The sequence below is a fragment of the Leptolyngbya sp. PL-A3 genome (assembly GCF_039962325.1).
Lineage (GTDB): Bacteria > Cyanobacteriota > Cyanobacteriia > Elainellales > Elainellaceae > Vacuolonema.
The window spans coordinates 62,241-74,754 of record NZ_JAMPLB010000006.1 but is presented as its reverse complement, the minus strand read 5'-3'; the positions used below and the strand labels follow the sequence as shown (position 1 = coordinate 74,754).

Sequence of the window (12,514 nt, the reverse complement as noted above, 5' to 3'; positions counted from 1 at the left end):
CCTGATAGCCCAACCATCCTGAACTTTAGATGCTGGTTCAATGTTGATTGCCGTGTCTTTAAGAAACGGCAATTAACTGAAAGCAGCTAATTAGTGCCAGACGAAAATTTTGGCTTCGTATTCGGCTAAATTAGTGGTGAGGGTGCGATCGCTCACCTCTACATCATAGTCATACGTCCACTCATGCCACGTTCCATCTTCTGGGAAGTCAGTTAACGTGTAATCAGCGATATATTGGTCTGAGAAGTTGACCACAACAACGACGCGAGAGCCTTCGTCATTCCAGCGACCATAGGCAAAGATCTTCATCTCAGGGTTTTCGTGAAAGAAGTCAATGTTAGCGGTGTGGAGTGCATGATTCTCGCGGCGAAGGCGAGTCAACCCTTTGACAAACTCAAAGTGATTTCGGTTCAGGTCATTCTTCAGCAGATTCCAATCGAGCTTGGCTTTCTCCATGGTTTTGGGTTTATACTCCCCAAACTCAGCTCCCATCCAGATCATGGGAATGCCAACAGCGGTGAAGAGAATTGCCATACCGAGGCGCAATCGGCGAAACGCTTCATCGTCGAAAATCTCGCGATCGCCCAACTCCACCATTAAGCGATTGTGGTCATGGTTACTGAGGTAGTTCACAACATTAGTAGGCCCCAGATAACCTCGCCGCTTGGCATCGATGACTGCCTCTAATTCCTCTAGATCGAACCGCTCCCCACACAGATGGGCCAGCATCGTGTGGTAGAAGGAATCATGCCAGCAGCTATCCATTGGACCGTCGACATTGGTGATATCTGGCGTATCTGGAATGTGCTCAGCAATGTTAATGAAAGGTTTCGCCCCAGCGGTTTGCTTCGTTTCCTCAACGATCCAATTCATGAAGTCGTAATTGGCAATCTGGCGGGCCGCATCATAGCGAATGCCATCCAGATGAAAGTTCTCAACCCAGAACCGGACAGTATCACCAATAAATCGTCGAGCCGGGTATGTCTCTAAGCTCTCGTCGTAGAATTCATAGTTGAACTCGGGCCCCCAGCTGTTATCGGGGTCACGGGGAGAATGATGGTACCAGTAATCGTGGTCGATCTGGGTCAGCGGTGAACTGGCTTCTGAGTGGTTATAAACCCCGTCCATGATGACCCGGATACCATGTCCGTGACATTCATCAATCAATCGCTTGAGATCAGCCGTTGTGCCATAGCTAGATTCTGTTGCGAAGAAATAACGTGGGCTATAACCCCAACTGTGTTCACCCGGGTATTCTTTCACCGGCATCAGTTCAATTGCGTTCACACCCAGTTCACACAGGTAATCAAGCTTCTCAATTACATGAACAAACTGGCCCCGCTCAAAGGGATCATTTTCACCCCCAGAGAAGTCACCCACATGCATTTCATAAATGACTAATTCGTGGTCTGCTGGCAGGGGGTGCTGGTCATTTTGCCAAACATAAGTATCAAGAATTCGATCGCCATCTTTAATGTAAACAACGCTGTTTTGCGTCTCGTCATCAACAATTTCTGTAGCGTAAGGGTCGGTCACTTCGACCCACTGATCTGGCTCAAAAAACCAGCTTTTCGACTGTATTTTGTATTTATATTGATAGCTACCGTCCTTAAGATCGACGGAGGCTCGGAAAAAGCCATCCTTATCCTTTTTCATGGGAATTTCTTTCCAGTCAGAAAAGGTGCCCATAAGACTCGCCTTCTCGTTGTAAGGCGCGAATAAAGCAAATTCAATCTTACTCATATCTAGATCCTTTTCTGAATTGAAATTATTAGAGAATGGGTGAAAGCTAACTCTTCATTTAAGACAAAATAAAAAGTTCATCCTAATTCGGAACTTTTCAAGCAAACCCTAATTGATAGACAACTTTTTTGACTACTATATTTATCGCTTAAATTGTTGAGCCTGGCGTCTTGCCTTAGATATAAAATCTCCCCCTGTATTTAGCGGATACAGGGGGAGATAAAGGTTTTGGTAGCGTTTAGAGGTAGATTTTTTGTAGGTTTTATCTACAAAAAATCGGGGCCTTTGGGTTTAGCCAGCCGCTGCTAAGCCACCCGCAATGGCCGAAACGATCGCCGAGACCGTGGCCGTTCCGAACAGCCACCAGGCGGCGGCTTCTGCGGTTTTGCGAGTTTCCTCAACCTGATGTTGCGCTTGCATCTTCAGGTCGCGGATGCGGCTTTCTACCTGCTGCTCGATACGCTCAGCCTTGCGGATGGCAGAGTCCCGCACATCCTCAATTTGATCGATCAAGCGGTTTGCATCTGCTTCAGAGATGGCATTGTGAGAGCTGAGCAGAGCTACCAGAGTCCCTCGGTCGAACTGGGAGAGACGGCCACGCAGGGCATCCAATCCAGCTTGAGGGTCGTCAAATAGCTTGCGGAGGTCCTGACGGATGCCGTTGTAGTTCAGCTCGGGGCGTTCCAGGGAGTTGAGGTAGTCGCGGATTTTCGCCAGGATGCCGGCGATCGCCCCCTGAATCTGATCCTGTACCCCACGGATTTGCGACATCATCTGGTCGCGCACCGACAACACCTGATTGATCAGTGATTCCGCTTCTTCCTGACTCATATCCTTGCGTTGCGATAAGAGTGCCACCAGGGTCGAGCGATCGATTTGAGATAGGCGATTTTGCAATTGCTGGCTACCCAGGCGAGGATCTTGCAGCAACAGTTGCAAGTCACGCTTGATGCCATCAGGATTCAGCTCGGTCTTGTTGGTGTTCCGCAGGTACTCTTCCAGGGCACGCTCGAACGACATCACCTTGGATTGGGTGCGGCGAGCTAACCGCTGCGGGGCACGTAACACCTTGTGAATGGATTCTTGAACGTCATCAATGATGCGATTCACATCCGCTTCCGATAAATCTTCCCGCTGGCTCAACAGCTGCACCAGAGTATCGCGATCCATTTGAGAGAGACGCTCGCGCATCGCTCGCGCACCTACTTTGGGATTGCTGAGCAGCATCTGTAAGTCGCGTTGAATACCGGCCGGGTTGAGTTCAGGCTTCCCAGTGCGACGCAGATAATCAGCGATCACATGGGTTGCATTTTCATAGTTGCTACGAGCTCCAGCGCTAAGGTTGGCAGGCGCATGCACGATGGAGTACCAGGTCGATTCCACCTGATCCACAATGTGGTTTGCCTCGTATTCTGAAACGTCTGGCCGCTGGCTCAGCAGTTGCACCAGAGTATCGCGATCGAAGTGCGAAGCGCGGTTCTGGAGTTGATGTGCTCCCGCTGACGGGTCACGCAACAACGTTTGCAATTCAGCCTTGATGCTTTCGGGATTCAGTTCAGCTTTGCCGGTGTTCCGCAAGTAGTTCTGCAAACCCGTCCACTGGTTATCCAGTTGGGTCTTTGCCGCCTGGTAAGCCCCCTGATGGTCAGCCAGCACTTGTGCTCTGACCTGATCCAATTGCTGAGCAATTTGACGAGCTTCTAACTCGGTCAAGTCAGGGCGTCGGCTCAAGGTTACAAAGAGGAAGTCTTGACTGAAGGGGGAGAAGCGATCGCGTAGCTCTTCAACACTCGCACTTGGGTCTTCCAGAATAGATCGGAAGGCGCGAGAACCAACATCCGAAACCAGCTCTTCCCGGGGGGTCAGTTGCAAGAAGGTGTCGGTGCGCTCCTGCAATTCCTTGGCAGCCTCCAGGCGGTAAACATCCACCACCTCGGTCAATACCCGCTGCCGTACACGCTCCAGAGTATCCGCCGTTTGGCGAACTTCGTCGGGAGTCATCAGCCCACGAGAGGAAAGCAGTTCAGCAAAGTAGGTGCGGTTAAGCTTCTGCAATTCCCGAATCAAACTCTCAGGGCTGGCCTGAGTGTCATAAATAACTTCCCGGAATTCCGTTTCCAGACGTTCTGATTGCAATTGCCAGGGATAGGTGGTGTACAGGTAGTTTTCGACATCCGCTTTAACCACGCTGTAATCCGACGAGCCTGAGGTTTGGCTCCGCAGATTGTCCACTTGCTTGGTTACTTCAGATTGGGCAGATTTGAGGCGATCGGTGATCTTTTGCAGATCCAGATCACTCAAGTCGGCACGGCCCATCAACACACCCAGCAGGGTGTTCATGCCCTGGGCGAGAGGGTTACCTCCTCCCCCCTGGCTTCCTGCGGCAGGTTGAGAGGTTGCATTATTGTGTTTGCGATATTCGTCCAGAAACTCTTGAAGACGACGATCCAGACGTTCTGAAATAACTTCTTCTGGGTGAGCCGTGCGCAAGTAGTCCACCAGGTCAGTAACCCCGCTCTTGTTTTGGCGACCCAGAGCAGAGCGCCAACTACGGTAAAGGCGATCGGCAATGCGATCGGTTTCCCGAGGCGACAAGTCAGTACGGTTAGAAACGAGACGGCGGAATGTATCGCGATCGATCTGGTTGATGATGTCATCACTCGCGCTCGCTAACACGTCAGATTCCCGCAGCATCCGTTCAAATTCCTGCGAGACGTCGTCGGCGTTTAGTTCAGGAGAACGAATGCCAGATAGGTAGTCACGCAGGGTTTCTTTAAAGTCAGAGGGATCAACTCCGGACATTAACTCACGCCGTACTGCTGCGACGGTTGCTTCAGCGGTTTCAATAATCTGATTGCTGGCAGCCCGTGCACCCAGAGCTGCAGTAGCACTTCCCATAAGAGTTTGAAAACTGGAAGTCGCCGATCGTACAACCGATCCAATCAACGAACCCACTGTTGTAGAGCTAACCCAGAGCAGCAGTGAGAAATAGGTACCCCAAATAACCAAGCCTGTAATGGCACCCAGCAATGAGCTGTTGTAGAGGCTCAGCTTCACTGCCAGTAGGCAAGCAAAAAATAGAGCCAGACTAACAGTGATCAGTGTCCAGAGACCAAAAGCAGCACTGATTTTGCGGATACCCATTCCGCCCGAGGAACTGGAGCTGGAACTGGAACTGGAATGGGAACGCCCCACATAGGAAATTCCAGTAGCAACGGAAAGGTTTGTAAGCAGGAGCTGAAACCCGAAGGCCAGCACCAACCCCGACAGAACAGCAATAAAAAACTGAGGACCCGAAAAAACCAAAGCAGCCTCTTCTGGCGTATCGATTCCTGGGTCCGCTAATTGAGCGATTAAATGGGTAATCGGCGCACTTGGAAGAAGCGCCAGTAATTCAATAGAGCTGATCATGATTTTTCCTAAGAAATCTGTGCACAATAACAGACATACGTGCATCAGGCTCTATGTGGGGATAGAACCCGCAACTTAATCTTGCAAATTCTGGCTGATTTCAGTTAATGAATTCACACGATCTGTTGAGCTTATCAAAGCGTTTCATTACTATTTTTTCATCTGGCTGTGGGCATACGCCTTCCGGTAAAAGCTATTGTGAATAGTCTCTTGGACAGAAATCAGCGTTGATAAATGGTTTTTTTAGCTTAAATAAAATAATGGCAATGCTCTTTAGGGTAGAAACTGCCTAAAATAACCACATTTCTTCTTTTCATAAACTTTATTTATAAAGTTTTTTAAGACCAAGTATTGTATTGACCTCAAAAAAAGTAGGCTGATCGTCGTTTGGTGCAGATAGAAGCGCCTTCTTTTGAAGATACTTTGTGTGCCAAAATTCCTTTCGTCCGATCTCAGATTATTTGCTATGTACTCGGACGGCACTGACATAAGCTCAGATGCTTGCCTAGATCTGGTTGGGCGCGTCGCCCCAAAACTTAGCCTGGAGGGACGGCTGCCTGTCCCCCAGGCCCTCCCCCATGGGAGGTGTCAGGCCGCTTCGCTTTGCTAGGGTAAGGTTGTGCCGCCCACGGGGCAGGCGACGCAACCATTTGGCTCTTATGTTTAGTTGAGCTGAACTACTTAACTGATTCATCCTTATACCCCTTTCCAAGCTAATACAGCGCTTTTCAAACACTTAAAATCTGGTTATTTTTGTGAGAGCCGCGCGGAGCGTAGCCCTCACAAAAATAACCGTGGCTGATTCAAGCGCAAAACGCTGAAGGGACGAGAAAGGGCGTGGTGCTTTGTCCCATCCCTCTCTCGTCCCTTAGTAGCTCAGGAGAATTTCGTTTTTTGCCGGGGATACCCTTGGACAAAGCACCCCAACAAAAAACGAAAAAACAATGGGGTCAGGTTAGAAAACCTGGCCCCAGAACAGTACTCGGAAAGAGCCGAATCGTTTCTTTTAAAGTGATTTAAAAGAACTGGCTAAAACAGTTTGAGTGAACAAGATGCTCAAGTTACCAGACCGGAACGCAGAGCACGAACGGCTGCTTGGGTGCGATCGTTTGCTCCCAGCTTGTTCAGAATATTTCGAACGTGGGTCTTAACGGTTCCTACCGTGATGTAAAGCTTGTCAGCAATATCGGCATTGCTACCACCCGCAACAATCAGCTCTAGAATCTCCAATTCCCGCTCAGTTAGGGGATAGGTTTCGATGATTTGAGCATACTCAGGTTCTACTGCGTCAATGCTCACCTTAGAAATAGTGGCTCCACTGACGAGAGAGGGCTGGCGGACCTGACGTAACACGACGCTGGCGATCGCTGGGTCAATCCACGAGTTACCTTCATTGGTCTCCCGCACTGCGATCATCAGATCACTCAGGTCGGTTTGCTTCATGCAATAGGAATCGGCACCCGCGGCAAAAGCAGCCAGTACAGCTTCTTCCGAATCATGCATGGTCAGCATGAGAATTTTGGTTTCTACCGTTTCGTCATCTACCTGGGATGCTCGAAATTGACGAATTAATTCAATACCATCAATATCAGGTAGCCCAATATCCACAATGGCAACATCGGGCTGCTGGCTTTTCAGTAACTGTAACCCGCTCTGACCCGTCGCAGCTTCCCCAACAAATTCCATGTCTGGCTGTTGTTGAAGTGCTGCCTTTAATCCCATACGAGTCAGGTTATGATCTTCGATTAAGGCAATGCGAATAGCCATTAGTAACCTCTACTACGTCAGTAACCTTTTCTAGTAACTAAACCGGTACAATGCCTAGCCCCATGGATGACATCGTTTCGAAATTATGTCTCAAATACAGGAATAGCTCACGTACCCAATGAAATACTCCTAATTACCTAATATACCTATCTTCGGGTAGAAGCCATCCGCCCAAAGGTTTATTTCAATGGGAAACCATTACCCTATCATTGCTCGAAGCATCTGAAGCAATGCTTTATGGGCCTATAACTTTACGGTCTGTAATGATAAGTATAGGGCTATCTCCTCGGGGTGAACAGTGTCCGTTGTTAAGGCAGGTTATCTGTGGAACACCCTTACACGCTGATCTCATCAAATCTCCTCATTTCCGGTGGATACAGCTTTTGGATGGCAGATTGGTCAGGGTTACAGGTTGTTGATGGGGTGATTACCCTCTCTTTCTATGGGCTGGCGATCGCTCTATTGCGGGATGCTCGGCGCTCAAATCAGAGTTCACTCCGTCCCCTACTTTTACTATTGGGCCTTCTCTTTCTTGCCTGTGGAACGGCCTATGGATTGCGCGTAAAGGCGCCAGAGTGGCCAGCCTGGTCACTTACCTTGGCTGAGTTTCTAACGGCTCTAATTGCCTTTTACACAGCGTTTATCTTGACTCGCCGCCCTTTAGCCCTTGCCATTTTTCCGGAAGGCAACGCGCAGGAGCAATGGGAAAAGGACATAGCCCTTTCTAGAGAGGTAAACGAGAATGTCCAGAGATTGAATACTGAGTTGGAACAACGAGTTGCCGAGCGTACGGCAGCTTTGGAAGCGGCTAATCAGCAAAAGCAACAGGCATTACTGGATCTGCAAGCACGAGAACGGGAATTCCGTGCCATCTTTGAACAGGCAGCAGTCGGGATGGCCCGCTTAACTCTGGAAGGGCATTGGGTACAGGTTAATCAGAAACTCTGTGATCTGCTTGGTTACACCCAGGAGGAGCTGCGCCAACGCACCTTTCAGGAGCTGACTTATCCTGATGACTATGAGCTGGATCAAGCCTACTATCAGAAACTACTAACCGGAGAGCTCGAAACCTGTTCCTTTGAGAAGCGGTATTTACATAAATCCGGAGAACCCATCTGGACATTAGCAACCGCTTCAAAGGAGTATACCGATGAAGGAACGATTGCTTGTTTCATTGCAGTGATTGAAGATATTCGTGTACGCAAACTAACAGAGCAACAGCTTCAGCAGCGGGCGAAGGAATTGACAGATCTAAATGTGATTCTGGCCCAAACAGCTACCTTGTTAGAAAAGCGTAACAGTGAGCTGGATCAATTCGCTTATGCAGCGTCTCATGATTTGAAAGCTCCTTTGCGGGCGATCGCCAACCTTTCCGAGTGGATTGAGGAAGACCTAACGAGCCAGTTTGAACTTCCTGAGGAAAACCTTCATCAATTAGCCCTTCTACGGGGGCGAGTTCACCGGATGGAAGCTTTAATTAACGGCTTGTTGCAGTACTCCCGGGTAGGGCGGCAAAAGGCTTCGATTGTTCCGGTTAAGGTACAACAACTTATTTCAGAGATTGTTGATTCTTTAGATCTTCCTTCTGGCTTTCAGGTAGAGTTACTAACAGAAATGCCCGTGTTAAACACCAACCAAGCAGCCATTCAGCAGGTGTTTTCAAATCTGATCAATAATGCTGTCAAACATCACAATAGAAAAGAAGGGCATGTATGGGTTAGTTGTGGCGATCGTGGCACCTTCTATGAGTTCTCCGTCGCGGATGACGGACCTGGTATTGCTCCTCAATATCACGAAAAAGTCTTTACCATCTTTCAAACTCTCAAATCTCGTGATGAAATGGAGAGCACGGGAATTGGATTAGCTGTTGTTAAAAAAATCATAGAAGCAGAGGGCGGCAAAATAACACTAGAGTCAGACTTTGGGAAAGGAGCAACGTTTCGGTTCACCTGGCCCAAAGACTCTGGTTGATTAACCGAAACAGTTGAAGGCGTTCGAACATCTAGTTGTAGATTGGGCATTTATACAAACAAACTTTTTACAAAGACTTCCAATCATTCTCTTAGAGTTACTTCCAAGGAGAGAACCAGAAGTGTAGGAAATTTAACTAAGATAAAGCAGAGTAACCCGTAGAAGTCCACTGCGGGTCTGTATTGCGTGGGTAAAGGGGGCCAAAAAGTTATTTTTCACGGGTACAGCCTGTGGAGAGGTCTTCAGTTGGGCTCCTTAAACATCCTTTTTAGGGTCTTCCTAGCACGAAAATTAATGGAGTACTTAGCGGATGGAGGAAAAATTAACCAATATTTTATTGGTAGAAGATGATGAAGTTGACATTATGAATATCAAGCGGGCGTTTAGCAAAAACAAAATTGCTAATCCTCTCTATGTAGCCCGTAATGGTCTAGAAGCACTGGATATGCTCCGTGGAATCAATGGTCAAGCGCCAACAATTCCAGATACACGGCGTCTCATTCTTCTGGATCTCAATATGCCTAAGATGAATGGCATCGAGTTTCTGACCGAACTGAGACAAACCCCTGAACTGGCCTTCACCCCAGTCGTTGTTCTAACAACTTCTGGCGAAGACAAAGATCGAGTTGAGGCTTACCGCTTTAATGTTGCTGGTTACATCCTTAAACCTGTAACCTTTGGGAGTTTCGTGGAAGTGATGGTGGCTCTAAATAAATATTGGGCTCTTTGCGAAATGCCCTAATTTTTTCTTGAATATATTCTTGGTGTCGAACTTTATAATATTGCCATACTTGATCCCAGCAGGTATTGATATTGCTTCTCTATAAAGTTCCTACTATCGGTTTACAAATTTAAGTTTGAAAAGCTACGAAGAAGGGATTGACTTTAAGTCATGAATGAAGATTTGCACGTCCTAATCGTAGATGATGACGAAGTGGATCGAATGGCGATTCGTCGAACTCTTTGTAAGCTCAAGTTTCATGTTGAGATCACTGAAACAACAACTGCCAATGCTGCTGTTGAGGCTGTAAAAAAGGGAAATTATACCTGGATTTTGATGGATTATCGTCTTCCTGATATGGACGGGCTTGCCCTCATCAAGAAACTGCGAAAGGCCATGGTTACGATTCCCATTATTGTATTAACGGGACAGGGGGATGAGCAGGTCGCTGTAGAAGTGATGAAGGCAGGCGCATCAGATTATCTCTCTAAAGCGCGGGTTTCACCAGAGATATTATCTCGCATGCTTCATAATTCTCTTCGGATTTTTCAAGCAGAACAACGGGCTGCAGAGGCTCATGAAGAGCTTGGCCGAAGTAATGCATTGCTACTGGCTCAAAATCAAGAGTTAGAGCAACAGCGTGAGAAAATTGCTCAGCAGAACTTGCAGCTGATTGAAGCATATCGATTGAAGTCAGAATTTTTGGCAACTATGTCTCATGAGTTGCGAACTCCTCTAAATGCTATTTTGGGTTTCTCCCAAATTCTTCAGTCCAAAGACACGCTTGACGACTATCAGCATAAGATGGTCAGGCGCATCTTTGCCAATGGGGAACATTTGTTGAATCTGGTTAATGATATTCTTGATTTCTCCAACATTGAATCTCGTAAGTTAAACCTTCAACCGACGCACTTCAATTTAGAATATTTAATTTTTACTTTAATAGAAAAACTAAAACCCTCAGCTAAGAAGAAAAACTTAGAGCTTCAATTTCAGATGAATCTAGATAACCCAATGGTCTGGAATGACCGGCAACGGTTATATCAGGTACTTCTGAACTTAATCTCAAATGCTATTAAATTTACCGAAGCAGGTACAGTTCGCGTCAGTGTTATGGCCCTGGGAGCAGACCAAATTGAGATTCAGGTTACAGACACGGGAATTGGCATAGCGGCAGAACAATTACCCTATATTTTTGATGCTTTTCGTCAGGTAGATCAGAGTATTCGGAGGAACTATCCTGGTACAGGTTTAGGCTTAGCTATCACCGACGCTCTAATTCGTATGATGGGAGGGACAATTTCTGTTGAAAGCCAACTGAATGTTGGCTCAGTTTTTCGGGTAAATTTTCCTCGGCGCATTGCGGAAGATGGTGTACCCGAAGATGAAAAAATAGAGATGCCACATTCCTTTCCGGAAGCCTATTCTACTCATGTCTATTAATGTGGTCTATTCAGCTCATTCTTGTAAAAAGACTAATTTCCTGAAAAGCAAAAAACAGCTAAAATCAAGTCTTTCGAAAGAACCATCCGCTAGAATTGTAAGGAACTCGTATCAAATCCCTTTAAGTAGTTGAGCTGGGTACCGATATAATTACACAAGATTCTTTTAATACCCCCTTAGCAATGTCCTTATCCAATCTGATTGACCAAAAAATCGATACAAAAAATGTTCTGGTCGTCGACGATCAACCAGATAATTTATTCTTGATCGAGGCCATTTTGGACGAGCCAAGCTATATGCTGACATGCTTGGAAAGTGGGAAGGCGGCCCTCGACATCGTGACGCAGCTCTGCCCCGACCTGATTCTCCTCGATGTCATGATGCCCGAGATGGACGGCTACACCGTTACTCGCATCATTCGTGAGAATACCAAACTGCCTTACATTCCGATTTTGCTCATTACGGCCCACGACCAATCTAGCGTTGTAGAAGGTTTGGATGCAGGGGCTGATGATTTCATTCGCAAACCCTTTGATGTGAATGAACTGCGAGCACGGGTACGCTCTCTGCTACGCCTGAAGCAGAGTATGGATTCCCAGAATCACATGATTCGCCAGCGGGATGATTTTGTTGCCCGTTTAACCCACGATTTACGAACTCCCCTGGTGGCGGCTAACCGGGTTCTTGATTTTTGCCGCAATCATGCGTTTGGAGAAATCGCCCAGGAGGCTAATGAGGCGATCGCCAACGTGATGCTAAGCAACAAGAACCTGTTAGACATGGTTAACACGTTGCTCGAAGTTTACCGCCACGAGGCGGGTAAAAAGAATCTTACCTATTCAACCTTTAATTTTGCGGATTTAACTGAAGCAGTACTAAAAGAACTCCAGATTCTAGCCGTTGATAAGAACTTGGATTGTAGGTTGTGTGACGATGACGGTATCTTGGACTCCCAAAGAAGTGACTTCCAAGTACAGGGAGATGCTTTAGAGCTACGGCGTGTATTAACCAATTTGATTGGTAATGCTATCAAATTTACGGACGAAGGGTTTGTACATCTTCGCCTTGAAAAACATCCTTCCCCCCCTCCACTGGCGGTTGAAGCCGGCATTCAAAACTTCGGCGGCCCCTGGATTAGTATGGAAGTAAAAGATAGTGGTGTTGGCATTGCCCCTGAGGATCAACCGCAAATTTTTGCCTGGTTCCGGCAAGGAACAAATATGCGAGCGGGAAGTGGTCTAGGTCTTCACTTGGCCCATCGTATTGTGACGTCTCACGGTGGCACCATCACGGTCGATTCGACTCCAGGGAAAGGCAGCACGTTTACGCTATATCTTCCGACATCTCCTTACAATTTACAAAAACAATAGCCCTTGAACTGCAATCTTCATTTTAGAAGCCAGCCCGAAAAACGCTTGCTCTAGGTGAATGTTTTTCGAGCTTTAAAGTCGAGAGTTC

7 protein-coding genes are annotated in these 12,514 nt (G+C 47.2%); 4 read left to right on the top strand and 3 right to left on the bottom strand.

All coding sequences use genetic code 11. From position 1 onward, the window contains the following. Positions 1-90 precede the first annotated feature (90 nt). The 3 genes from NDI52_RS07075 to NDI52_RS07065 form a co-directional block, all read right to left on the bottom strand. Complete coding sequence (locus tag NDI52_RS07075) at positions 91-1,743, bottom strand: alpha-amylase family glycosyl hydrolase (protein ID WP_190774261.1); 1,653 nt, start codon at positions 1,741-1,743, stop codon at positions 91-93. Between the two features lie 291 nt (positions 1,744-2,034). Next, the gene (locus NDI52_RS07070; protein WP_190774262.1) at positions 2,035-5,154 is read right to left on the bottom strand and encodes an MFS transporter; all 3,120 of its coding nucleotides are present in this window, start codon (positions 5,152-5,154) and stop codon (positions 2,035-2,037) included. 1,056 nt (positions 5,155-6,210) lie between these two features. After that, positions 6,211-6,921, bottom strand: a complete 711-nt coding sequence (locus NDI52_RS07065) for a response regulator transcription factor (protein WP_190774263.1) — start codon at positions 6,919-6,921, stop codon at positions 6,211-6,213. A 324-nt stretch (positions 6,922-7,245) separates the two neighbouring features. On the opposite strand from NDI52_RS07065, the gene NDI52_RS07060 reads away from it, so the two are divergent. The 4 genes from NDI52_RS07060 (at position 7,246) to NDI52_RS07045 (ending at position 12,426) form a co-directional block, all read left to right on the top strand. Then, positions 7,246-8,892 (top strand): PAS domain S-box protein, encoded by a 1,647-nt coding sequence (locus tag NDI52_RS07060; RefSeq protein WP_190774264.1) that lies wholly within the window; start codon positions 7,246-7,248, stop codon positions 8,890-8,892. A 310-nt stretch (positions 8,893-9,202) separates the two neighbouring features. Next, complete coding sequence (locus NDI52_RS07055) at positions 9,203-9,634, top strand: response regulator (protein WP_190774265.1); 432 nt, start codon at positions 9,203-9,205, stop codon at positions 9,632-9,634. Positions 9,635-9,784: 150 nt separating this feature from the next. After that, on the top strand, positions 9,785-11,056 hold the full coding sequence (locus NDI52_RS07050) for a hybrid sensor histidine kinase/response regulator (RefSeq protein WP_190774266.1): 1,272 nt from the start codon (positions 9,785-9,787) through the stop codon (positions 11,054-11,056). A 182-nt stretch (positions 11,057-11,238) separates the two neighbouring features. Beyond that, positions 11,239-12,426: a hybrid sensor histidine kinase/response regulator gene (locus NDI52_RS07045; RefSeq protein WP_190774267.1), complete on the top strand. Its 1,188-nt coding sequence runs from the start codon at positions 11,239-11,241 to the stop codon at positions 12,424-12,426. Positions 12,427-12,514: the final 88 nt, after the last annotated feature.